Source organism: Actinomadura harenae (genome assembly GCF_003696215.1).
Lineage (GTDB): Bacteria > Actinomycetota > Actinomycetes > Streptosporangiales > Streptosporangiaceae > Spirillospora > Spirillospora harenae.
In genome coordinates this window covers 69,803-93,468 of sequence record NZ_RFFG01000012.1, presented here as the reverse complement: position 1 = coordinate 93,468, position 23,666 = coordinate 69,803, and the positions used below count along the sequence as shown (strand labels likewise).

24 protein-coding genes and 1 tRNA gene are annotated in these 23,666 nt (G+C 70.8%); 22 read left to right on the top strand and 3 right to left on the bottom strand.

The features are described from left to right. Positions 1-265: 265 nt before the first annotated feature. Positions 266-337, bottom strand: a tRNA-Arg gene (locus EBO15_RS09230). A gap of 132 nt (positions 338-469) precedes the next feature. On the opposite strand from EBO15_RS09230, the gene EBO15_RS09225 reads away from it, so the two are divergent. The 14 genes from EBO15_RS09225 (at position 470) to EBO15_RS09160 (ending at position 15,551) form a co-directional block, all read left to right on the top strand. Continuing rightward, positions 470-829: a response regulator transcription factor gene (locus tag EBO15_RS09225; protein WP_122193909.1), complete on the top strand. Its 360-nt coding sequence runs from the start codon at positions 470-472 to the stop codon at positions 827-829. 148 nt (positions 830-977) lie between these two features. Next, positions 978-1,550: a DALR anticodon-binding domain-containing protein gene (locus tag EBO15_RS09220; RefSeq protein ID WP_147481430.1), complete on the top strand. Its 573-nt coding sequence runs from the start codon at positions 978-980 to the stop codon at positions 1,548-1,550. Further along, complete coding sequence (gene lysA / locus EBO15_RS09215) at positions 1,547-2,941, top strand: diaminopimelate decarboxylase (protein WP_122193907.1); 1,395 nt, start codon at positions 1,547-1,549, stop codon at positions 2,939-2,941. The genes EBO15_RS09220 and lysA overlap by 4 nt, the downstream gene beginning before the upstream one ends. 20 nt (positions 2,942-2,961) lie before the next feature. Continuing rightward, positions 2,962-4,251, top strand: a complete 1,290-nt coding sequence (locus tag EBO15_RS09210) for a homoserine dehydrogenase (RefSeq protein WP_122193940.1) — start codon at positions 2,962-2,964, stop codon at positions 4,249-4,251. Positions 4,252-4,350: 99 nt separating this feature from the next. After that, on the top strand, positions 4,351-5,418 hold the full coding sequence (thrC, locus tag EBO15_RS09205) for a threonine synthase (RefSeq protein ID WP_122193906.1): 1,068 nt from the start codon (positions 4,351-4,353) through the stop codon (positions 5,416-5,418). A gap of 14 nt (positions 5,419-5,432) precedes the next feature. Next, positions 5,433-6,449 carry a homoserine kinase gene (gene thrB / locus EBO15_RS09200; RefSeq protein WP_122193939.1) on the top strand — a complete coding sequence of 339 codons (1,017 nt, stop codon included), beginning with the start codon at positions 5,433-5,435 and terminating at the stop codon, positions 6,447-6,449. Between the two features lie 430 nt (positions 6,450-6,879). After that, positions 6,880-8,943, top strand: a complete 2,064-nt coding sequence (gene rho / locus EBO15_RS09195; protein WP_122193905.1) for a transcription termination factor Rho — start codon at positions 6,880-6,882, stop codon at positions 8,941-8,943. A 165-nt stretch (positions 8,944-9,108) separates the two neighbouring features. Next, the gene (locus EBO15_RS09190) at positions 9,109-10,479 is read left to right on the top strand and encodes a sensor histidine kinase (RefSeq protein ID WP_233616066.1); all 1,371 of its coding nucleotides are present in this window, start codon (positions 9,109-9,111) and stop codon (positions 10,477-10,479) included. A gap of 61 nt (positions 10,480-10,540) precedes the next feature. Continuing rightward, a complete protein-coding gene (locus tag EBO15_RS09185) occupies positions 10,541-11,389 on the top strand; it encodes an endo alpha-1,4 polygalactosaminidase (RefSeq protein WP_122193904.1) in 849 nt (282 codons plus the stop codon). Between the two features lie 48 nt (positions 11,390-11,437). Beyond that, the gene (locus tag EBO15_RS09180; protein ID WP_122193903.1) at positions 11,438-12,085 is read left to right on the top strand and encodes a response regulator transcription factor; all 648 of its coding nucleotides are present in this window, start codon (positions 11,438-11,440) and stop codon (positions 12,083-12,085) included. A 287-nt stretch (positions 12,086-12,372) separates the two neighbouring features. Then, positions 12,373-12,585: a 50S ribosomal protein L31 gene (gene rpmE / locus EBO15_RS09175; RefSeq protein WP_122193902.1), complete on the top strand. Its 213-nt coding sequence runs from the start codon at positions 12,373-12,375 to the stop codon at positions 12,583-12,585. 90 nt (positions 12,586-12,675) lie between these two features. Then, the gene (gene prfA / locus EBO15_RS09170; protein ID WP_122193901.1) at positions 12,676-13,749 is read left to right on the top strand and encodes a peptide chain release factor 1; all 1,074 of its coding nucleotides are present in this window, start codon (positions 12,676-12,678) and stop codon (positions 13,747-13,749) included. Continuing rightward, on the top strand, positions 13,746-14,606 hold the full coding sequence (gene prmC / locus EBO15_RS09165) for a peptide chain release factor N(5)-glutamine methyltransferase (protein WP_122193900.1): 861 nt from the start codon (positions 13,746-13,748) through the stop codon (positions 14,604-14,606). The genes prfA and prmC overlap by 4 nt, the downstream gene beginning before the upstream one ends. A gap of 123 nt (positions 14,607-14,729) precedes the next feature. Then, complete coding sequence (locus EBO15_RS09160) at positions 14,730-15,551, top strand: L-threonylcarbamoyladenylate synthase (RefSeq protein ID WP_122193899.1); 822 nt, start codon at positions 14,730-14,732, stop codon at positions 15,549-15,551. Positions 15,552-15,737: 186 nt separating this feature from the next. On the opposite strand, the gene EBO15_RS09155 is transcribed toward EBO15_RS09160, so the two are convergent. Both EBO15_RS09155 and EBO15_RS09150 read right to left on the bottom strand, forming a co-directional pair. Further along, positions 15,738-16,259, bottom strand: a complete 522-nt coding sequence (locus EBO15_RS09155) for a hypothetical protein (RefSeq protein ID WP_122193898.1) — start codon at positions 16,257-16,259, stop codon at positions 15,738-15,740. Between the two features lie 410 nt (positions 16,260-16,669). After that, positions 16,670-17,149, bottom strand: a complete 480-nt coding sequence (locus tag EBO15_RS09150) for a hypothetical protein (RefSeq protein WP_122193897.1) — start codon at positions 17,147-17,149, stop codon at positions 16,670-16,672. A 239-nt stretch (positions 17,150-17,388) separates the two neighbouring features. Between EBO15_RS09150 and EBO15_RS09145 the strand changes: the two genes are divergently transcribed. From EBO15_RS09145 to EBO15_RS09110, 8 genes are all read left to right on the top strand, one after another. After that, entirely contained in the window at positions 17,389-18,468 is a 1,080-nt protein-coding gene (locus EBO15_RS09145) for a DUF2207 domain-containing protein (protein WP_122193896.1), read from the top strand. Positions 18,469-18,602: 134 nt separating this feature from the next. Further along, positions 18,603-19,868, top strand: a complete 1,266-nt coding sequence (locus EBO15_RS09140) for a glycosyltransferase family 4 protein (RefSeq protein ID WP_122193895.1) — start codon at positions 18,603-18,605, stop codon at positions 19,866-19,868. Between the two features lie 268 nt (positions 19,869-20,136). Further along, entirely contained in the window at positions 20,137-20,604 is a 468-nt protein-coding gene (locus EBO15_RS09135) for a hypothetical protein (protein ID WP_199744415.1), read from the top strand. 81 nt (positions 20,605-20,685) lie between these two features. Continuing rightward, positions 20,686-20,946 (top strand): AtpZ/AtpI family protein, encoded by a 261-nt coding sequence (locus EBO15_RS09130; protein ID WP_122193894.1) that lies wholly within the window; start codon positions 20,686-20,688, stop codon positions 20,944-20,946. A gap of 136 nt (positions 20,947-21,082) precedes the next feature. Further along, positions 21,083-21,892 (top strand): F0F1 ATP synthase subunit A, encoded by an 810-nt coding sequence (gene atpB, locus EBO15_RS09125; RefSeq protein WP_122193893.1) that lies wholly within the window; start codon positions 21,083-21,085, stop codon positions 21,890-21,892. 70 nt (positions 21,893-21,962) lie between these two features. Beyond that, entirely contained in the window at positions 21,963-22,187 is a 225-nt protein-coding gene (gene atpE, locus EBO15_RS09120) for an ATP synthase F0 subunit C (protein WP_122193892.1), read from the top strand. A 39-nt stretch (positions 22,188-22,226) separates the two neighbouring features. After that, positions 22,227-22,763 (top strand): F0F1 ATP synthase subunit B, encoded by a 537-nt coding sequence (locus EBO15_RS09115; RefSeq protein ID WP_122193891.1) that lies wholly within the window; start codon positions 22,227-22,229, stop codon positions 22,761-22,763. Then, the gene (locus EBO15_RS09110) at positions 22,760-23,578 is read left to right on the top strand and encodes a F0F1 ATP synthase subunit delta (RefSeq protein WP_122193890.1); all 819 of its coding nucleotides are present in this window, start codon (positions 22,760-22,762) and stop codon (positions 23,576-23,578) included. The genes EBO15_RS09115 and EBO15_RS09110 overlap by 4 nt, the downstream gene beginning before the upstream one ends. The last annotated feature ends 88 nt before the right edge of the window (positions 23,579-23,666 follow it).

Sequence of the window (23,666 nt, the reverse complement as noted above, 5' to 3'; positions counted from 1 at the left end):
GGCCACCTGAGGCAACCCGACGCCGTTTCGTCCCCGTCGACGTCCCAGGCGCGGCAGGAGCCATGTCCGTGGGCATCAACGACCACGACCAGATCGTTGGCACCGGCTTCCCATCCGCCGCCCCCGGAACCCTCAGGAAACGCACCTCAACACCCATTCGGTGAATGCGGAGAGGGCGATGTTGCAACGAACGACTTTCGGGGAAAAAGAAAAAGCCGACACATCCGAAGATGTATCGGCGGAGAATCTCTTCCCGTTTTCTAGGTGCCCCCTGCAGGATTCGAACCTGCGCACACGGCTCCGGAGGCCGTTGCTCTATCCCCTGAGCTAAGGGGGCGTTGCGCCTGGTGTTCTTCGGCGCGAGATGAAGACTACCAGGGTTGGGGGCGTGGTGCGCACCTGGTTGTTTGGGGTGCGGGGGGATCGCCGGTCGGCTAGCTTCGGGGGCGTGACCGAGCCACTGGGACGGGTGCTGGTCGTCGATGACGACGAGGTGATTCGGCAGCTGATCGCTGTGAACCTGCAACTCGAGGGGTTCGAGGTCGTCACGGCGGTGGACGGTCAGGACTGCCTGGACAAGGTCCGGGAGGTGCGTCCGGACGTGATCACCCTGGACGTGATGATGCCGCGCCTGGACGGGTGGGTCACGGCGGTGCGGCTGCGCGAGGACGACGAGACGCGGCACATCCGGGTCGTGATGATCACGGCGCGCGCGCAGGACCACGATGTGCGGCGGGGGCACGAGATCGGCGTGGACGCGTACGTCACCAAGCCGTTCGATCCGAACCGGCTGATCCAGACGGTGCGGACGCTCGCGGCCGGTGCGTGACGTGTCCGCATAGTGGTCGGATAGTCTCGCGAGGGTGACTCCAGCGGTGGTGAGCGGTGTGCTTCGGGACGCCGTGCGGGACGTCGCGGGCCGGGAGCCCGGGGACGTCGCGCTGCGCTGCGTTGGGGCTGGGGTGTACGCGAGCCCGGTGGCGTTCAAGATGGGGCTTGACGCCGGGGCGATCGCGGAGGCCGTCTCACATGATGAGATTTCGGCCGAGGTCGATCAGGGGTTCGTGATCCTGCGGGTCCGGGCCGGTGCGCTCGCCGAGGCGATCACGGAGGACCCCGATTACGGGGTCGCGGCCGGGGTGCCGCCTGTAGAGCTGATCGACCGTCCGAGGGTTTTCGAGAATCCGGGGTTTTCGGTGCGGTTCGCTTATGCGCGCGCGATGGCCGTGCAGAGGCGGGCGAAGGATTTCGGGGTTCGTCCTGGGCGCGTCGAGCCCGCAGAAGACGAGTTGCCGCTGATCCAGGCGTTGGGGGAGCTGCCCGGGTGGGCGCGGAGCGCGGCCCGCAAGGGGGACGGGCGCCTTCTGGTCCAGTCGCTGGTCGAGGTGGCGGACGCCTATCACACGGTCTACGAGCGCTGTCCGGCGTTGCCGGTCGAGGAGAAACCCTCGGCGGTGCACGCGTCCCGTGTGACGATCGCGGCGGCGGCGGGCATCGCCTTGCGCAACGGCCTCACGATGATCGGCGAAACCCCTAGAGAGCGGATATGAGCAGAGTTCACCCGGCCGGCCCCCGGCACGCGGACGTCCTCCCCGAAGACCACCCCCTGCCGCCCCCGGCGGACCTCAACGCCCTGGACGAGCGGGTCTGGCCGCTCGGCGCGCGCAGGGACGAGGGCGCGATGACCGTCGGCGGCGTCGACGTCCGCGACCTGGCCCAGGAGTTCGGCACTCCGCTGTACGTGTACGACGAGGACGACGTGCGTGCGCGGGCGCGTGAGTACGCGGCGGCGTTCCATGACGGCAGCGTCCACTATGCGGGCAAGGCGTTCCTGTGCGTGGCCATGGCCAAGTGGCTCAAGGAAGAGGGCCTGGGCCTGGACGTGTGCACCGGCGGAGAACTGGCCATCGCCCTGGCCGCCGACTTCCCTGTCGAGCGCATCACGCTGCACGGGAACAACAAGTCCGTGCAGGAACTGGAGCGGGCGGTCGAGGTCGGTGTCGGACGCATCGTCATCGACTCGTTCGAGGAGATCGCCCGGCTCGCCTACCTGGCCGAGAGGCTGGGCAAGCGGCCCAAGGTGATGGTGCGCGTCACGACCGGTGTGGAGGCGCACACGCACGAGTTCATTGCCACGGCCCACGACGACCAGAAGTTCGGGTTCTCGCGGAACACCGGGGCCGCCCTGGAGGCCGTCCGGCGTGTTCTCGAACTGCGAGACAGCCTTGAGCTCGTCGGTCTGCACAGCCACATCGGTAGCCAGATCTTCGATCCGGACGGTTTCGAGGTCGCCGCGCACCGACTGGCGGAACTGCTCGTCTCCATCAGGGACGAGCACGGCGTCGAGCTTCCGGAGCTCGATCTCGGCGGTGGCTATGGCATCGCCTACACGAGCGGCGACGAGCCCATCGATCCGAAGACGATGGCCGACTCGCTCAGGGACATCGTCCAGCGCGAATGCCGCGCCTATGGGCTCAGCATGCCGAAGCTCACGGTCGAGCCCGGACGGGCGATCATTGGTGCCGGCGGCATTACGCTGTACGAGGTCGGCACGGTCAAGGACGTCGAGGGGCTGCGCACCTACGTGTCCGTCGACGGGGGCATGAGCGACAACCTTCGCACCGCCCTCTACGGCGCCGAGTACACCTGCGTCCTGGCAAGCCGGGAGTCGCGGGCGGAGCCCATGCTCAGCAGGCTCGTGGGCAAGCACTGCGAGAGCGGCGACATCGTCGTCCGCGACCTGTGGCTTCCGGACGACCTGGCGGCGGGCGACCTGGTGGCGGTGGCCGCGACCGGTGCGTACTGTCGATCGATGGCGAGTAACTACAACCATGTCCCCCGGCCCGCCGTCGTGGCCGTGCGGGACGGTGCGGCGCGGGTCGTCGTGCGGCGCGAGAGCGACGCCGACCTGCTCCGGCTGGACGCGGAGGTAGAAGCGTGAAACAGGGCGGGCCGCTGCGGGTGGCGCTGCTGGGGTGCGGCGTCGTCGGCACCGAGGTCGTACGGCTGCTGCGCGAGCAGGCCGACGATCTCACGGCGCGGGTCGGGGTGCCGCTGGAACTGGCGGGGATCGCCGTCCGGCGGCCGGAGCGGGTGCGCGCGGGGGTCCCGCGCGAGCTGCTCACCACCGATGCGCTGGGCCTGGTCACCCGGGATGACGTGGACATCGTCATCGAGGTGATCGGCGGCATCGAGCCCGCCCGGACGCTGATGCTGGAGGCGATGAAGACCGGCAAGTCGGTCGTCACCGCCAACAAGGCGCTGCTCGCGGAGGACGGCGCGACCCTGTTCGCGGCCGCGCGCGAGTACGGCGCCGACCTGTACTACGAGGCGTCCGTGGCGGGGGCGATCCCCCTGCTGCGGCCGCTGCGCGAGTCCCTGGTCGGCGATCACGTGCACCGGGTCCTGGGCATCGTGAACGGCACGACCAACTACATCCTCGACCAGATGGACACGCACGGCGCCGGGTTCAACGAGGCGCTGGAGGAGGCCCAGGCGCTCGGCTACGCCGAGGCCGACCCGACCGCGGACGTGGAGGGCTTCGACGCCGCCGCCAAGGCCGCGATCCTGGCGCAGCTGGCCTTCCACACGCCCGTCACGGCCGCGGACGTCCACCGTGAGGGCATCACCGAGGTCTCGGCCGCGGACGTGGCCGGCGCCAAGGAGATGAACTCGGTCGTCAAGCTGCTGGCCATCTGCGAGCGCGTGCCCGCGGCGGAGGGACGCAGCGGACGCGGCGTCTCCGTCCGCGTCTACCCGGCCATGATCCCGCGCTCGCACCCGCTCGCGAGCGTGCGCGAGGCGTACAACGCGGTGTTCGTGGAGGCCGAGTCCGCCGGATCGCTGATGTTCTACGGCGCGGGCGCGGGAGGCGCGCCCACGGCGAGCGCGGTCCTGGGCGACCTGGTGGCCGTCGCGCGCAACCTGCGCGGCGGGACGCCCGGTCCGCTCGAGGTCACCTATGCCGAGCTGCCCGTCCTGCCCATGGGCGAGACGCGGACGCGTTACTACATCCAGCTCGACGTCGCCGACCGCTCCGGCGTGCTCGCGATGGTCGCGGAGGAGTTCGCCAAGCACGACGTGTCGATCCAGGCCGTCCGGCAGACGGGGTCGGGCGAGGACGCCCAGCTCGTCGTCGTGACGCACCGGGCCGCGGACGCCGCGCTCAGCGCCACCGTGGAGCGGCTGCGCGGCTTCGAGGACGTGCGTCAGGTGGCCAGCGTCATGCGCGTGGAAGCCGACGACGTGTAAACAGGGCGAAGTTGTCCACAAGTAGAGCAACGGACGACAAGGGCGTCGGCCGGTCCCTTAGGATTTCGTTAAAACCGCAGGTCAACAAGGAGACCGACTGTGAACGCGACCACCCGTCCCTGGCGTGGCCTCATCGAGGAGTACCGTGACCGGCTGCCGGTGACGGAGGCGACGCCCGTCGTCACACTGCTCGAGGGCGGCACGCCGCTCGTGCCCGCCACCCGGGTGTCCGAGCTGACGGGCTGCGAGGTGTACCTCAAGGTCGAGGGGCTGAACCCGACCGGCTCGTTCAAGGACCGCGGCATGACGGTCGCGATCTCCAAGGCCGCCGAGGACGGCGCGAAGGCCGTCATCTGCGCGTCCACCGGCAACACCTCGGCGTCCGCCGCCGCGTACGCCGTCCGCGCCGGGATGACCTGCGCCGTCCTCGTCCCGCAGGGCAAGATCGCGATGGGCAAGCTGGCGCAGGCCCTCGTGCACGGCGCGCGCCTGCTCCAGGTCGACGGCAACTTCGACGACTGCCTCGAGCTGGCCCGCAAGCTCGCCGTCGACTACCCGGTCGCGCTGGTCAACTCGGTGAACAAGTACCGGCTCCAGGGCCAGAAGACCGCCGCGTTCGAGATCGTGGACGCCCTCGGCGACGCCCCCGACGTGCACTGCCTGCCCGTCGGCAACGCCGGCAACATCTCCGCGTACTGGATGGGCTACACCGAGTACGCCCGGGACGGCGTCGCCTCGCGCCGCCCGCGCATGCTGGGGTTCCAGGCGTCCGGCGCGGCCCCGTTCGTCAAGGGCGAGCCGGTGCTGAAGCCGCAGACCATCGCCACCGCGATCCGCATCGGCAACCCCGCCTCGTGGGACCTCGCCATCGCCGCGCGGGACGAGTCGGGCGGCGCGATCGACGCGGTCACCGACCGGCAGATCCTGCGCGCGTACCGGATGCTCGCCGCCGAGGAGGGCGTGTTCGTCGAGCCCGCGTCCGCCGCGTCCGTCGCGGGCCTGCTCCAGGCCGCCGAGCAGGGCGTGGTCGAGCGCGGCTCGCGCGTGGTCTGCACCGTGACCGGCAACGGCCTCAAGGACCCCGACTGGGCCATCGCGGGCGCTCCCGCCCCCACCACCGTCAAGGTCGACGCCCAGGCCGCCGCCTCCGCCCTGGGCCTGGCATGACGACCGCCCCCCGCATGACGCCCGAGCCCCGCCCGACGCCCGAACCCAGCCCGGCGCCCGAGCCCAGCGCGGCGTCCGAGCCCGCTGCCGCGTCCGAGCCCGTTGTGGCGTCCGGGCCCGCCGCAACGGCCGGGCGGCGGGTGACGGTCGATGTTCCGGCGACCAGCGCGAATCTGGGGCCGGGGTTCGACTCGCTCGGGCTCGCGCTGACCCTGTCCGACGAGGTGACCGTCGAGCTCGGCGGCGACGGCGTCGTCATCGAGGTCGAGGGCGAGGGGGCCGAGGTCGCCGACCGCGGCGACCGGCACCTGATCGTCACGACGATCCGGGCCGCGCTCGAGGCGATCGACGGGCTCGCGGGCACCGGCGAGGCCGCCCGGCTCGGCAGGGGCGTCCGGTTGCGCTGCGTGAACCGCATTCCGCACAGCCGGGGGCTCGGGTCGTCCTCGGCGGCCATCGTCGCGGGCGTCACGGCCGCGCGGGCGCTCCACCCGGCCGGTGGCGCGATGGACGACGCGGCCGCGCTGCGGCTGGCGGCCGACATCGAGGGCCACCCCGACAACGTCGCGCCCTGCCTGCTCGGCGGGCTGACGATCGCCTGGGGCGACCGGGCCGTCCGCCTCGACCTCGACCGCGAGGTCGTCGCGTTCGTGCCGGAGACGCGGCTCGCGACCGAGCAGGCCCGGGGCCTGCTGCCCGGGACCGTCCCGCACGCCGACGCCGCCGCGAACGCCGGGCGCGCCGCGCTGCTGGTCACGGCCCTGACGCACGGCCTGGACGAGGCGACCCTGCTCGCCGCGACCGAGGACCGGCTGCACCAGGAGTACCGCGCCCCGGCGATGCCGGAGTCCGCCGCGCTGATCCGTGACCTGCGTGAGCGGGGGGTCCCGGCCGTCGTGTCCGGAGCCGGGCCGACTGTCCTGGCGTTCACATCGGCGTCGCGGATTGATTCAAACGCGTGTGGAGTGGGTAATGGGTGGCACGTACACCCCTTGCGTGTCGCCCCCGCAGGTGCCTCGGTCCGCGTCTGACCCGCCTCGGCGGGCGGCCGGGGTGTGACGAACCGGCTAGGTAAAATGCGAAGACATCGACCTCTGGGGAATAGCAGTGTGCCCTGGTGATGTTAGGCTGAATGCCGCACCAGATGCCCCGTTCGGGGCCGAGTGCTCGTCAGCCACGCGTCACCTGACCGGCCCGTCGGCCGAGTCGGTCCCGCGTACCAGGCTTCCCGTCTCCGTGACACTCCGTTGTCCGGCATTCCAGCGAACTTCGGATCCCCGCGGTCACGGGAGGGCCCGTGAGCGAGCCGTCCCGGCCGACCGCCATCTGGCTGTTGCCCAGCATCGCCGACCGCGGCTCCTCCGCGGTACGGCGAGCCCGACTCGGCGCCCCCGCCGGGCCGCACCACCGGGTTGACTGGCCGAACGCCGGCCAACGCCCGCTCCCTGGGAAGGACCCTTAGTGAGCGAATCCAGCGAACTCCTCACGGACGCATCCAGCAAGGCAGCCGCGACCGCGGACGAGGCCGGCCAGGGCGCCGCCCCCCGGCGGCGCCGCGCCGCCGGCACGGGCCTGTCGGCCATGGTCCTGACGGACCTGAAGAAGATCGCGTCCGACCTCGGCATCAAGGGCGTCAGCCAGATGCGCAAGGGCCAGCTCATCGCCGCCATCCAGGAGAAGCAGGGTGGCGCGGGGCAGGGCGCTTCGGGGGGCGAGCAGGGAGCCGCTGCCAGCGACCGCACCGCGTCCGAGAAGGCCGACAAGGCTGACAAGACCGAGAAGGCGGAGAAGGTGGAGAAGGCGGAGCGGACCGAGCGTCCGCGCCGGACCCGCACGTCCGCCAAGCGTGAGACCGAGGCGGCCGTGCCGGCCGACGCCGGGCAGGCGGACGGCCGTCAGGACGGCCGGCAGAGCGAGGAGCGCCCCGAGCGCGCCGAGCGTTCCGACCGCGACCGTGACCGCGACCGGGGCGAGCGCTCCGACCGCGACGGCGGCCGCGGCCGTGACCGTGGTGACCGCGGCGAGCGGGGCGAGCAGTCCGGCGAGCACGGCGGTGACCAGCAGGGCGGCGGCCGGGAGCGCGGCGAGGGCCGCGAGGGCGGGGGGCGCCAGCGGGGCCGCAGGGACGGCCGCGACCGCGACGGTCGTGACCGCGATGGCCGTGACCGTGACGGCCGGGATGGCCGCGACGGCCGTAACCGGGACCGCGACCGGGACCGGGACCGTGACCAGAGCGACCAGGGCGGCAACCGTCAGCGCGGCGGCCAGGGCCAGAGCGGCCCGGTGGGCGACGACGAGGACGGCCGGGGCCGGCGCGGACGCCGGTTCCGCGAGCGGAACCGCGGCCGTGGCCGTGGCGAGCGCTACGAGGAGCCCGTGATCAACGAGGACGACGTCCTCATCCCGGTCGCCGGCATCCTCGACATCCTCGACAACTACGCCTTCGTCCGGACGACCGGCTACCTGCCCGGCCCGAACGACGTGTACGTCTCGCTCGCCCAGGTCCGCAAGAACGGCCTGCGCAAGGGCGACGTGGTCACCGGCGCCGTGCGGCAGGCCCGCGAGGGCGAGCGGCGCGAGAAGTTCAACGCGCTGGTCCGGCTCGACACGGTCAACGGCATGGAGCCCGAGCAGGCCCGGCAGCGCGTCGAGTTCTCCAAGCTCACGCCGCTGTACCCGCAGGAGCGGCTGCGCCTGGAGAGCGACCCGGGCGTGCTGACCACGCGGATCATCGACCTGGTGTCGCCGATCGGCAAGGGCCAGCGCGGTCTGATCGTGTCGCCGCCGAAGGCCGGCAAGACCATGGTGCTCCAGGCGATCGCGAACGCGATCACCAAGAACAACCCGGAGTGCCACCTGATGGTCGTCCTCGTGGACGAGCGTCCGGAAGAGGTCACCGACATGCAGCGGACGGTGAAGGGCGAGGTCATCCACTCGACCTTCGACCGTCCCGCCGAGGACCACACCACCGTCGCCGAGCTCGCCATCGAGCGCGCCAAGCGGCTGGTGGAGCTGGGCCACGACGTGGTCGTCCTGCTCGACTCGATCACCCGCCTCGGCCGCGCCTACAACCTGGCGGCCCCGGCGTCCGGGCGCATCCTGTCCGGTGGCGTGGACTCCACCGCGCTGTACCCGCCCAAGCGGTTCTTCGGCGCGGCCCGCAACATCGAGAACGGCGGCTCGCTTACCATCCTCGCCACCGCGCTGGTGGAGACCGGATCCCGCATGGACGAGGTCATCTTCGAGGAGTTCAAGGGCACCGGCAACATGGAGCTCAAGCTCAACCGCTCCCTGGCCGACAAGCGGATCTTCCCGGCGGTGGACGTCGACCAGTCCAGCACCCGCAAGGAGGAGATCCTCATGGCGCCGGAGGAGCTGCGCATCGTCTGGCAGCTCCGCCGCGTCCTGCACGCCCTCGACACCCAGCAGGCGCTGGAGCTCCTCATCGAGAAGATGAAGGAGACCAAGTCGAACGCCGAGTTCCTCCTCCAGGTCCAGAAGACCACCGTGTCCGACGACCGCTGAGTGGACTCCTGAGAACGCCCCGGCCGTCCAGGCCGGGGCGTTTTTCATCTCCGGTTCCCTCTCCGCGCGGCCGGACGCCCAGGTCGGGGTGGGGTTTTCCCCAGTACGGCTCGGGTGGCTTCTTCATGGCGGGGGGTCGGGCGCGTCGGGCAGGGTGGTGATGGCATGGACGAACAGGTGGAGGCGCAGGTGGGCGAGGCGGCCCGGACGGTGTGGGACAGGTCCGTGCGGACGGTGTGGGGCAGGTCCGTCATGGACGCCTCGTGGTGGCCGCTGAGGATGCTGCGGACGCCGGTGACGTGGCTGGCGGTGGCGCAGGCCCCGCTGGCGTTCGGACTCGGGATCTTCTGGTTCGTCGCGCTGTCCGTCGGGCTGCTGCTGTCGTTCGCGCTGTCGGCCCTGTGGGTCGGGCTGATCATGCTCGTCGCCATGATGGCGTTCTGGCGGGCCGGGGCGATGTTCGAGCGGCGGCTGCTGCGGGTGACGTTCGGGCTGCGGATCGAGGATCCGTACCGTCCGCTGCCGGCCGGGCGCAACGTGTTCGGCAAGATCAAGGCGATGGCGGCCGACCCCGCGACCTGGAAGGACCTGATCTACCTCGGCCTGCTGCTGCCGATCGCCCTGGCCGAGTTCGTGGTGTGGCTGTGCTCCTGGTCGCTGGTGGGGCTGCTCGTCCTGACCCCGGTGCTGGTGGCCACGCAGGGCGGCGGGATGCAGTACGTCATCGGGCCGGTCTCGCTGTACGTCCACGATCCGCTGGTCGGGTTGTGGGCGACGCTGGCCGGGCTCGTCCTGGCCGTCCCGGCGTTGTACGTCACGCGGGCGATGGCGGTGGCGCACTCGCTGTGGGCGCGGGTGCTGCTCGGGGCGTCCGGCTCGCAAGAGGAGAACGCGCAGCTGCGGGAGCGCGCGGAGCACCTGCGGGCGAGCCGGGCGCGCGGCGTGGACGCCGTGGAGGCCGAGCGCCGCCGGATCGAGCGCGACCTGCACGACGGCGCGCAGCAGCAGCTGCTGTCGGTCGCGATGGACATCGGCCGGGCGCGTTCCAAGCTGGACGCCGACCCGGAGGGCGCGCGCGTGCTGATCGAGCAGGCGCACGCGGGGGCCAAGGAGGCGATCGTCGAGCTGCGCAACCTGGCCCGGGGGATCTACCCGGCGATCCTCACCGACCGGGGCCTGGACGCGGCGCTGTCCGGCCTGGCGGGACGCGCGTCCGTCCCGGTGGAGGTGAGCGTCGATCTTCCCGAGCGGCCCCCGGCCGCGGTGGAGAGCATCGCCTACTTCGTGGTGGCGGAGGCGCTGACGAACATCGCCAAGTACGCGCGGGCGACGAGCGCGTCCGTTCAGGTGACGCGCGAGGCCGGCTGGGTCGTGGTGGAGATCGCCGACGACGGCGTGGGCGGCGCGTCGGCCGAGCCGGGCGGCGGCCTCGCGGGGCTGGCCGACCGGGCCGCGACCATCGACGGGATCCTTACGGTGGACAGCCCGCCCGGCGGTCCCACGGTGATCCGCGCGGATCTTCCCTGCGATTGGTGATCATGGCAGCGCCCGTCCTGGCATGATCGGATCAATGCCGACATAGCTGACGGGGAACATCATGTCGCGTTCGATGCGAGGACTCGCGCTCGTCCTGACGGCCGTCCTGGCCGCCGGTGCCTGCGGTGGGACGGGCGGGAAGCGGGCGGCCGACACGGCGTCCGAGAAGAAGATGGACCAGGCCGCGGTGGGCGCCGCGGCGTCCTGGTGGCGGCCCAAGCCGCGGACGACCTGGCAATGGCAGCTCAGCGGACGTGTCGACACGTCCGTCCAGGCACAGGTGTTCGACGTGGACCTGTTCGAGACGCCCGCCGCCACGGTCGCCAAGCTGAAGAAGGCCGGACGCCGGACGATCTGCTACACCGCGATCGGCTCGGCCGAGAACTGGCGCCCGGACTACAAGCGCTTCCCGGCGCGGGTGCTGGGCAAGAAGGTCGCGGACTGGCCGGGCGAGCGCTGGGTGGACATCCGGCAGCTGAACGTCCTGCGCCCGATCTGGGGCGCCCGGCTCGACCAGTGCAAGAAGAAGGGCTTCGACGGCGTCGAGCCCGACTGGATGGACGGCTACAAGAACGACACCGGCTTCAAGCTGACCGCGCGCGACCAGCTCGCGTTCAACCGTATGCTGGCGACCGAGGCGCACAAGCGCGGCCTGGCGATCGGCCTGAAGAACGACCTCGACCAGATCCCGCAGCTCGTCGGGACCATGGACTTCGCGGTCAACGAGCAGTGCGCCCAGTACGGCGAGTGCAACGAGCTGGTCCCGTTCATCAAGGCGGGCAAGGCCGTCTTCCACGCCGAGTACGAGCTGGCCCTGGCCAAGTTCTGCCCGACGTCGAAGAAACTGGGCCTCAGCTCGATCCGCAAGCCGCTGGAACTGACGGCCAAGCGCCAGGCCTGCCCGGCGTAGCGGCCGATGACGCGCGGAGCAGCCCTGAACAGCCGGGATACTGGGGTCATGCGGGTGGTGATCGCCGAGGACTCGGTGCTGTTGCGCGAGGGGCTCGTCCGGCTGTTGGCGGACGAGGGGATCGAGACGGTCGCGCAGGTCGGTGACGGTACGGGGCTGCTCGCGGCGGTCCAGGAGCACCGTCCCGACCTGGTCGTCGCGGACGTCCGGATGCCGCCGTCCTTCACCGACGAGGGGCTCCGGGCGGCGCTGGCCGTCCGGGAGCGCCTCCCCGGGACGCCGATCCTCGTGCTGTCGCAGTACGTGGAGGAGCGGTACGCGACCGACCTGATCGGCGGCGGCACGCAGGGCGTCGGCTACCTGCTCAAGGAGCGGGTGTCGGACATCGCGGAGTTCGTGGACGCGGTGCGCCGGATCGCCGGGGGCGGCACGGTGATCGACCCCGAGGTGATCGGCCAGCTGCTCAGCCGCCGCCGCGTGGGCGACCCCCTGAAGGACCTCACCCCGCGTGAGCAGGAGGTTCTCGGCCTGATGGCGGAGGGGCGCACCAACGGCGCGATCGCCGCCGACCTCGTCGTCACCGAGGGCGCGGTGGAGAAGCACATCTCCAGCATCTTCGCCAAGCTGGGCCTCCAGCCCGCGAACGGCGAGCACCGCCGGGTGATGGCCGTCCTCACCTATCTCGGGCATGCCTGACCACCCCCTCCAGAGATCTACCCTGGGTGTGGCCCGCTCGGTTTCCCGGGCGGCGTCCGGCCCTTTCGTCACCTTCGGTACCCGCATATGAGCACAACGTGCTCGTCATCGCCCGGGTCCCGGGGTGCGGGATCGGGCCGGAGCAAGATCATTGAGGCGGGTCGGGAATGCCCGGTGACCTCGGCACGTTCGGGTATCTGGCACACTTGGTGTGCAAGCGCTGCGGTACCGGTTCGCGCCCCGCACGTCTGGGACGTCCGGCGACCGCCCCGAGCGAGGAGAGACCAGTGAAGCCCGACATCCACCCGAACTATGCCGTCACGACGGTGACGTGCACGTGCGGTAACACCTTCGAGACGCGGAGCACCGCCGAGAACGGCGTCATCACCTCCGACGTCTGCTCCAACTGCCACCCGTTCTACACGGGCAAGCAGAAGATCCTGGACACCGGCGGCCGGGTGGCGCGCTTCGAGCAGCGCTTCGGCAAGAAGGCCAAGTAGCCCGCAGCCTGCACCACAGCCAAGGAGGGGGCCCGGGGACGAGCCGTCCCCGGGCCTCGCTCATAGTCTGCTACCAGGCCGGGACCCACCGTGAAACTCGACGAACTCATCAGCGAATACACCGACATCGAGGGACGGCTCGCCGACCCGTCGGTCCACGCCGACCAGGCGCTCGCCCGCAAACTGGGCAAGCGGTATGCCCAGCTGCGCCCGATCGTCGAGACCTACCGGGAACTGGGCTCGACCGAGGACGACCTCGCCGCCGCCCGTGAGCTGGCGGGTGAGGACCCGGCGTTCGCCGCCGAGGCCGAGGAGCTGGAGAAGCGCGCCGGCGACCTGGAGGAGCGGCTGCGGCACCTGCTGCTGCCCCGCGACCCCAGCGACGACAAGGACGTGCTCCTCGAGATCAAGGCGGGCGAGGGCGGCGAGGAGTCGGCCCTGTTCGCCGGCGACCTGCTCCGCATGTACCTCCGGTTCGCCGAGCGGATCGGCTGGAAGACCGAGATCATCGACACCCACCCGTCCGACCTCGGCGGGTACAAGGACGTCACGGTCGCGGTGAAGAACAAGTCCGGCACCGCCGACGCCGAGGGCGTCTGGACCCGGCTGAAGTTCGAGGGCGGCGTCCACCGCGTCCAGCGGGTGCCCGCGACCGAGTCGCAGGGCCGCATCCACACCTCCGCCGTCGGCGTGCTGGTCACCCCGGAGGCCGAGGAGGTGGACGTCCAGATCGACCCCAACGACCTGCGCATCGACGTCTACCGGTCGTCCGGGCCGGGCGGGCAGTCGGTCAACACCACCGACTCGGCGGTCCGCATCACGCACCTGCCGAGCGGCGTGGTCGTCTCCTGCCAGAACGAGAAGTCCCAGCTCCAGAACAAGGAGCAGGCGCTGCGCATCCTGCGGTCCCGGCTGCTGGCGATGGCGCAGGAGGAGGCGGAGGCCGCGGCGTCCGCCGAGCGCAAGTCCCAGGTCCGGACCGTCGACCGGTCCGAGCGGGTGCGCACCTACAACTACCCGGAGAACCGGATCTCCGACCACCGGGTCGGCTACAAGGCGTACAACCTCGACCAGGTGCTCGACGGCGACCTGCACAACGTCGTCCAGGCCCTCGTGGACGCCGACACCGAGCGACGCCTCGCGGAGGCCCAGCAGTCGTCATGAACCTGCTGCTCGACGAGATCGCCAGGGCCACGGCACGGCTCGCCGACGCCGGGGTCGCCTCCCCGCGCGCGGACGCCGAGGAGCTCGCGGCCGCCGTGCACAACGTGAGCCGCGCCGAGCTGCACACCGTCCCGGACGGCGCGTTCGACGCGCTGTTCTGGGAGTACGTGGCGCGCCGTGAGGCGGGCGAGCCGCTGCAGCACATCACCGGGCGCGCGTTCTTCCGGTATCTGGAGCTGAAGGTCGGCCCGGGGGTGTTCGTCCCCCGCCCCGAGACCGAGGTCATGGTCGGCTGGGCGCTGGAGACCCTCCGCGACATGGACGTCCAGGACCCGCTCGTCGTCGACCTCGGCACCGGCTCGGGCGCGATCGCGCTCTCGCTGGCCCAGGAGGCGCCCCGAGCCCGCGTCCACGCGGTCGAGAAGGACCCGACCGCCTACGTCCACACCGACCGCAACGTCGAGGACCTCGACGAGCGCGGCCAGGTCAGGCTGCACCTGGGCGACTTCTCGGCGGCCCTGCCCGAGCTGAACGGCACCGTCGACCTCGTCGTGTCGAACCCGCCGTACATCCCGATGAGCGAGTGGGAGTACGTCCCCACCGACGTCCGCGACCACGACCCGGCGGACGCCCTGTGGGGCGGCGGCGAGGACGGCCTGGACGCGATCCGCGTGGTCGAGCGCACCGCCCGCCGCCTGCTGCGTCCCGGCGGCCACGTCGCGGTCGAGCACAGCGACCTCCAGGGCACGGCCGTCTACTGGATCTTCGCCGAGGAGAACGGCTGGCGGGACGTCCGCAACCACAAGGACCTCGTCGGCCGGGACCGTTTCGTCACCGCCCGCCTCGGCACGACCTGACCCCCGCCCTGCCCCGCCGCCCGGCCCACGCCCTCCGCCGCCCGGCCCGCGCACGCGCACTGCCCGGGCGCCGATAGGCTTTCCCACGTCAGCACAGCAAGCCGAGTTTCGACGGGGACAGCCGTGAGCCGACGTTATGACTGCTCGGATCCGATGGAGCGGACGCGCGGGATCGCCGAGGCGGTGTCGGCCGTCCGGCGCGGTGAGCTGATCGTCCTGCCGACCGACACCGTGTACGGGGTCGGCGCGGACGCGTTCACGCCGTCCGCGGTGACGGGCCTGCTGAACGCCAAGGGCCGCGGCCGCAACATGCCCCCGCCGGTTCTGGTGGGCTCGGTGCGCGCGGCGACCGCCCTGATCGACGATCTCGGCACCTACGGGCAGGACCTGATCGACGAGTTCTGGCCGGGCGCGCTGACGCTCGTGTGCCGCGCCAACCCCAACCTGATGTGGGACCTGGGGGAGACCAAGGGCACCGTCGCCGTCCGCATGCCGATGGACAGCCTGGCCGTGGAGCTGCTGAAGGAGACGGGCCCGCTCGCGGTGTCGAGCGCGAACCTGTCGGGCCGTCCGGCCGCCCGGGACGCGGGCGAGGCCGAGGAGATGCTCGGCGACTCGGTCGAGGTGTACCTGGACGGCGGCCGGGTCTCGCAGGGCGACGCGTCCACGATCGTGGACCTGACCGGCCCGATCCCGCGCCTGCTGCGCCTCGGCGCGATCTCCGAGGACAAGATCCGCGCGGTCGTCGGCGTCCTGCTCACCGACGAGGACGACATCAGGCCGGACGCCCAGGCCGTCGAGGAGACCTACCCGGCGAAGCCCGCCGAAGCGGAGCGGAAGGACGGCGAGGAGCCCGAGGCCGCGAGCGGTGCGCAGCGCGGCGAGGCGCCCGGGGGAGAGGCGAAGCCCCAGCCCCGCAAGGACGAGCCGGGCACGGCCTCCTGAGCGCCTTCTGACCCCCTTCCGGGAGTCCTGCCCACGTCCAAAACCCAACGAACCCCGCGATAGCGGACGTGGGTGGCGGGAGAACGACGAAACGGGGGCTTCACCGCAGCCGCTGCGGTGAAGCCCCCGTCGTCGTTCCCGCTACTGATCACGCCTGCCGGACGTCAGCCCGGCGGGCGGGGCCGATCAGTAGAAGATGCGCCACTTGCCGCCGTGCGAGATGTGGAAGCCGCCCCGGACCGGGTAGCCCTCGCACTCGCGCATGTACATCTTGCCCGTGAGGTAGGACGAGATGACGAGGCGGGCGGTGGTGCCCTTGCCGTGCGTGTTGTAGATGATCTGGCCGTCGCGCAGCTTCTGGTTCTGGTACCGGCCCGGCCAGAAGACGACCTGCATGCAGGAGTCCAGGCCGTAGGCGTTGTCGCGGACGCGGCCGTCGAGGACGCGGACCGGCTTGCCGTGGTAGCTGCTGAACCAGTAGTAGCCGTACGCGGTGGTCGCGCTCAGGCCGGACTTCTTGAGGGTGAAGGCCGTCTTGCCCTGGGCCGTCATGCCGTCGCCCGCGACGGGCGCGCCCGGGCGGGCGACCTGCGTCGTGCTGGAGACGGTGGCCTTGGCGGCCCCGTCGGCGAAGGCGTTGCCGCCGGTCGCCATCAGTCCGGCGACCAGGGCGCCGGAAGTGATCGCCACGGTGGCGATGCGTCGCATGGATCCTCCGTTTTATGGGGAATGCGGGGTGAAGATCGCCGTAACCGTAGCAGGGCCTTCCTCACCCGTTTCGACACCATTCGTGACGCACAGCAATGTCCGATGGATCGGGAACCGGGGTGCTTCAAGCGGCGTCCAAGCACCCTCGGGACAGGTCTGGAACCACCCGCCCGGGCCGCCTCAAAGGCATCCTGACCTGCGGAAACATAAGCCTCTGAAAAGTGCCCGATCAGCCTGTGTCCTTGGTCACATTTTCCAGAGAACGGCCGAATCCGACCCCGGAAAGGCTGGACGGCCGTCGGCCGAACGGCTCGGGGAAGGGCTCGAGAAGGGTCGGGAAAGGCGAATGGCCGGGCGGTGAGGCCGCCCGGCCATTCGGGGATCACGCTAGATGATCATGTGGAGAAGGCTTAGTAGAGCGCCTTCCACGGCCCGTAGGCGATCTTCTTGGTGTTCTTGACGGAGACGCCGGCCTCGCGCACGTAGAGGTGCTTGGTGTAGCTCGAGGTGAAGACGCCGTAGTAGTGGCTGAACTTGAAGTCCGCCGGGACGCCGCGGTACTTCAGGTAGTACACGCCCGAGGTGTAGAGGTACTTGCCGTTGCTCGTGCGGAACTGGACGGCCGGGGACCAGCCGTTGCGCTTGGTGTCGGCGAGGGAGAAGCTCACCTTCACGCCGCTCTTGGTGCGGTTGTACGTCCCGTACGCCTTGATGGTGCTCCACCCGTTCTTGGAGACCCAAGAGTGGGAGGCCGCGGCCTGCACGCCGGAGGCGGTGGGCAGCTTGGCGGACTGGGAGAAGCCCTGGTCGGCGTTGGCGGCGCCCGCGCTGACCAGAAGACCGGCAGCCAGGGCGCCGGTGGTGACCGCCACGGTGGCGATACGTCGCATGCGTTCCTCCGTTGTACTGAATGAGGGGGTGCGGGCGGGGCAGAAGATCGCAACCGTAGCAAGATCGGCATCCCTTGTACGTGCACTTTTACGCGTTGGGTTCGATTTCACACAGGAGTCGGTTTCTGCCCGGGATCGGCGGTCGGCGGGTTCGGCGCGTAACCTCGACGCAGAGCGACCGGAGGGGACGGGGAGTAATCGCCTCGTTGGGGCGGCGGGTCGCCGTGGCCGGTGGGAGCATGGGGCGGGCTGAGCTGAGGGCTGGGGGCGAGGTGCCGGGGCGGAGCCGTGGAGCCGCGGTCGCGGGCGTCTTCGCGCTCGTGCTGGTCCTGTTGTCCTCCGCGCCCGCGCGTGCGCGTGAGGCCCCGGCTCCCCGCAGGTTCGCCGGCGGCGGGACGATCCCGACCTACGACGTCACCATGACCATCCGCCGGGACGGCGTGGTGGACGTCCGGGAGACGATCACCTACGACTTCGGGTCCGAGGGCGGGCACGGGTTCGCGCGGCGGGTGCCGTACCGGCGGGGCGAACGGATGTTCGACATCGACGACCTGCGGACCAGCTCGTCCACCGGGGCCCCGGCGCGGGTGCGGACCCTCACGCTGCCGCATGATCTCCAGATCACCGTCGGGGACGACCGGCGGATCGTCCGCGGGCCGCAGGCGTACGTGATCGAGTACGAGATCGGACGGCTGTTCGCGCCACTGCCGGACGGACGCTGGGAGATGCGGTGGGACGCGATCGGCACCACCTGGAACGTCCCGATCGCCAACGCCGCCGTCCGGCTGGAATCGCCGACCATGCACTGGAAGACGTCCTGCCGGGCCGGGCACGGCGACGTGACCGTCCCCTGCCAGCGGGACCGGGACGGCCCCTACGCCGTGGACTTCCTCCAGAGCGGGCTCGACCCGCATGAGGGCATGACCGTCCGGGTACGGCTACCCGGGAACGCCATCGCGCCGCGGCCGCCCCGGTACGTCCGGCCCTACTGGGACGCCGGGTGGGCCGGAACCGGCCTGCTGGCCCTGACCGTCGCCCTCCTGCCATGGATGCTGGGGCGTCCCGGGCCCGCGGGGCGGCTCGCCGACCCGGTGCGGCCCGTGGGCTCGAAGGGGCTCGCGCGGCGCGCTCTGACCGGCCGGATCCTGCTGCTGGCGGCGGTTCTCGCGGTTCTCGGGGACGCCGCCGTCGACGTTGATCGCTACGGGCTCTGGGCCGTGTCACTGGGGGATCTGACCATGGCGGGGATCGCGCTGGGGATCGCCGGGACGGCGGCACTGTGCGCCCAATGTGCGCCATGCGACGGACGGGAGGAATAGAGTTGGCCCGGAACACCACCAGGGTGAACGATGCGGAACCATTGGCGGAACCATTCGGTGCCCGCCGTACGTAGACATCTCCGTGGGGCCGCGGGGCCCCGCCCAGGACCGATGCCGAGGGGAGGCGCGGGGCGTTGCGCGAGTACCTGCTCACCATCCTCGTGGCCGCCCTGGTGACCTACCTGGTCACCCCGGCGGTCCGGAAGTTCGCGGTCTGGTTCGGCGCCCAGGCGGTGCCGCGCGACCGGGACGTCCACGTCATCCCGACGCCGCGGCTGGGCGGCCTGGCGATGTTCCTCGGCATGGTGGGGGCGCTGATCGTGGCGTCCGGGCTGCCGAAGATGCGGCAGGTGCTGGCCGAGGGCGACGTGAACGTGGGCCGCGCGCTGCTGCTCGCGGGCGGGCTGATCGTGCTGCTCGGCATCGCCGACGACCGCTGGGAGGTCGACCCGCTCACCAAGTTCGCCGGGCAGGTCGCCGCCGCCGGGATCTTCATCATGCAGGGCATCCAGCTGTACGTGCTGCCCCTGCCGAGCGGTGAGCCGCTGTCGCTGCCGCCCGCCTACGGCGTCCCGCTGACCGTGCTGGTCGTGGTCGCGACGATCAACGCGGTGAACTTCATCGACGGCCTGGACGGCCTGGCCGCGGGCGTCGTCGGCATCGCCTCGCTGGCCCTGTTCTCCTACGCCTACCTGCTGTCGCACGCCAAGGGCATCACGACGCTGAGCGGTCCGACGCTGACCGCCGCCGTGCTGGTCGGGATCTGCGCGGGCTTCCTGCCGCACAACTTCAACCCGGCCCGGATCTTCATGGGCGACACCGGCTCGATGCTCATCGGGCTGCTGCTGTCCGGCTCGACGATCATGCTGACCGGCCAGTTCGACCCGGCCATCATCGGCACCTACCGGCTGTTCCCGCTGTACGTGCCGCTGCTGCTGGTGCCGCTGGTCGCGGCCGTCCCGTTCGTCGACATGCTGCTCGCGGTCTGGCGGCGCACCAACGACGGCCGCTCGCCGTTCAGTCCCGACAAGCGGCACCTGCACCACCGGCTGCTGGAGCTCGGGCACTCGGTCCGCCGCGCCGTCCTGATCATGTACTTCTGGGTGGGCCTGCTCGCCGGCGGGCTGATGGGCATGGCCACCACCAGCAACCTGGTCCTGGTGGGGTCGGCGACGCTGACCGTCGCGGTCGGCGGCGTCGTCCTGATGATCGTGCTGCCGCGCCTGGCCCGCCGCCGCGCCGCGGCCGCCGCCGTCCCCGATCCGGCCCCCGCCGTCCCGCTCGGAACGGCCGTTCCGGCCATCGCCGCGGAGCTCGCTCTTCCGGACGTCGCCGCAGCTCAGACGCCTGGCACGGACATTCCCGACACGGGCACCGGCAAGCACCGCCAGCACATCTGACCGAACCGTCCGGACGGTCGGAGCACGGACGGGTTGCTCCTAGACTGACGCCGTCGCCGCAGGGACGCGGTGGACGTGCCGGAGGTCCGGCGTGCCCCACGGCGTTCCGCGGAATCCGAACGTTGACCTGAGCTACAGTCCGTGGTGCGCAGGTAACGTTGGGGGAGCGTTCATTCATTACATCTTGGGTAATTGTGGACGTTCTGGACGCTTGTGATACCTTTCACTAACAAGAGCCGACCACTGAAAGTGACCGCTCGGAGCCCACATGCATACTTCCGACGCCCGGATGCTACGCGGCGCCGCGATCCCCTCGGCGGTCGCCGGGGTCGTCGCCATCGTCCTCGGGGCACTGCTCGCCGGGACCAAGGGCGCCATCGGCGCGGGGCTCGGCACGGTCACGGTCCTGGTCTTCTTCTCCATCAGCGTCGTGGCGGTCAGCTACGCGTCGCGGATCTCGCCGCAGATGATGTTCGCGGCCGCCGTCTTCAGCTACATCGGCAAGCTGCTCGTGATGCTGGCGCTGATCGCCGCCTTCAGTGACGCCACCGCGTGGGACCCGAGGTCGTTCGCGTTCACCGTCGTCGCCCTGACCCTCGTCTGGCTCGGCGCCGAGATCCGCACCACGCTGAAGGCCAAGCAGCTCTACGTCGACCCCGCCCCGTCCGGGCAGAACGCCCAGGCGCAGGACGTGTCCGTGCAGGACGTCGCCACTCCGGCGGACCGGAGCCCGTGATGAACGCTCGGATGATCATGGCGGGATTGGACTACTCCAATATGACCACCGGGGGGGTGGCCTGCTATGGTCCGTCCTGCGATGAGCGAGGAGGGGCACCGGCCCGATCCGCAGGACTCCGAGGAGTCCGAGCAGGATCGAATCGATGCGGAACACCGAGGCTTCGCCAACGCCGCCTGGTCGATCCCGAGCTACATCTTGAGCGGGATGGCGGTGTACGGCGGACTCGGCTGGCTGCTGGATCGATGGCTGGGCACCTCGGCGCTGCTCCCCATCGGAATCCTGGTGGGCCTTGCTCTCGCGCTCTACCTGGTCTTCCATCGCTACGGGCGATCGAGCTGAGGCGACAGCCCCGGCACGTTCCGCCCGCAGCCGCGAAGCCCTACGCCGACTTTGGAACGCCGCCGCTGCCCCCGGGCACGCAGCCGACGAAGAACCACCGACTGACTTGCCGAGTCACTGACGAAGGGACTGCCGCGTGAGCGCGCCGCACCTCCTCGCCTCCGGCAGTGGAGACGAGTTCGAGGCACCCGGCCTCGAAATCTTCCACTGGGGGCCGCTGTTCCCCGACGGTCCCTCGTGGCTGCACTGGCTCACCAAGCCCACCCTGATCGTCGCCCTCGCCGGGCTGCTCGCCATCGTCTTCGCGTGGCGCGCGTTCGCCGGCGCGAAGCTGGTGCCCCGGGGCATGCAGAACGTGGGTGAGGTCGCCTACCTGTTCGTCCGCGACCAGGTCGCGCGGCCGATGCTCGGCAAGGACGGGGACCGGTGGATGCCGTTCCTGTTCTCCACCTTCTTCTTCATCCTGTTCATGAACTGGATGGGCGTCGTCCCGGTTCTGTACCTGCCGGTGAACTCGCACATCGCGTTCCCGATCGTGTTCGCGATCACGGTGTACCTGATGATGCTCTTCCTGGGCATCAAGCACCAGGGCGTGGTCGGCTACTTCAAGAACATGATGTTCCCGCCCGGCCTGCCCAAGCCGCTGTACGTGATCCTCGCGCCGATCGAGTTCCTCTCGAACCTGATCCTGCGCCCGTTCACGCACTCGGTCCGGCTGTTCGCGAACATGTTCGCCGGCCACCTGCTGCTCGCCTTCTTCGCCTCGGTCGCCTACTGGTTCCTGGTGGAGAAGCTCACCGTCCTGGGCGCCGGAGTCGGGGTCGTCGGTTTCCTGATGACCATCGTGATGACGGCCTTCGAGCTCTTCATCCAGGCTCTCCAGGCGTTCATCTTCACGCTGCTCGCCGCCAGCTACATCCAGAGCGGCCTGCACGCGGACCACTGATCAGAACCACCCGCAACCAAGCAACCCTCCGGCGGAGAGATTCCCGCCGGTCGAGTGAAAAGGAAAGAGCATGAGTGCTGTCGCCGCCGTCACCGGCAACCTCGGGTCCGTCGCGTACGGCCTTGCCGCCATCGGCCCGGGCATCGGCGTGGGCATCATCTTCGGTCAGGGTGTGCAGGCGATCGCTCGCCAGCCCGAGCTGACCAACGTCATCCGCCAGAACATGCTGCTGGGCTTCGCGCTCACCGAGGCGCTCGCCCTCATCGGCTTCGTCGTGCCCTTCGTGCACAAGTAAGCCGACCTTCCACTACTTGATTCGGAAGGTGGGAACTAGATGATTCTGGCTTCGGAAAACCCTCTGGTCCCAGAAGCCTCTGAGCTGATCTTCGGCACGATCGCGTTCCTGATCGTCCTGATCCTGGTCGGCTGGAAGCTCGTCCCGCAGATCCAGAAGACGCTGGCCGAGCGGACGGACGCGATCGAGGGCGGCCTCAAGCGCGCCGAGGCCGCGCAGGACGAGGCCAAGGAGACGCTGGCGCAGTACCACGCCCAGCTCGCCGAGGCCCGCAAGGAGGCCGCCCGGCTTCGCGAGGAGGCTCGCGAGGAGGGCGCCCAGATCAAGGCGGAGATCACCGAGCAGGCCCAGGCCGAGGCCCGGCGGATCGTCGAGTCGGCGCACGCCCAGATCGAGGCCGACCGGCAGCAGGCGCTCCAGTCGCTGCGCGCCGAGATCGGCACCCTGTCGGTCGAGCTGGCGGGCAAGGTCGTCGGCGAGTCCCTCGAGGACAGCGCCCGGCAGAGCCGCGTCGTCGACCGGTTCCTCGAGGAGCTCGAGGGACGCGCGAGCACGCGGGAGCAGATCACATCATGACCATCACGGGAGCGGTGAGCAGGGCGTCGCTGGCCACGGCCCAGGAGCGGCTCGAGACGGTCATCCCGTCCGCCGACCTGAGCCGGCTCGGCGCGGACCTGTTCGCGGTGCTGAACCTGCTCGACCGCGAGCACGGCCTGCGGCGGGCGGTCTCCGACCCGTCCCGGGACGGCGCCGACAAGGCGCGGCTCGTCGAGGTCCTGCTCGAGGGCAAGGTCTCTCCGGCCGCTCTCGGGCTGGTCGCCGATGTCGTGCGGACGAAGTGGTCCAAGCCCTCGGAGCTGTCGGACGCGGTGGAGACCCTCGCGGTCACCGCCGAGGCCGCCCGCGCCGAGGCCGACGACCGGATCGACGACCTCGAGGACGAGCTGTTCCGGTTCTCCCGGGTGGTGGAGGGCGACCCCGCGCTGCGCGGGGCGCTGTCGTCGCCCGGGCTGCCGGACGAGCGCAAGACGGGCCTGCTCGACGCGCTGCTCGGCGGCAAGGTCACCGCCGCGACGCTGGAGCTGGTCACCGAGCTCGTTCTGCGCCCCCGGGGACGTAGCCTGGAGAGCGGGCTGGCCGACTACGGCCGGCTCGTCGCCAAGCGGCGGGAGCGGCTGGTGGCGCTCGTGCGCACGCCGGTGGACCTCTCCGCCGACCAGCGCACCCGGCTCGCGGCCGTGCTCGCCACGGCCTACGGCCACCAAGTACACCTCAACATCGAGCTCGACCCGAGCCTGATCGGCGGCCTGTCGGTCCAGATCGGGGACGAGATCATCGACGGCACGATCGCCGGACGGCTGGACGACGTCCGCCGGCGGCTCGCCAGCTGACGAGCGACGGCTCGCGCCGCTCGGTCGCACCACAGGCACGACGAGCCACCGACGAGCCACCTGAGCCCCAAGGGAGCAAGAGAGGAAT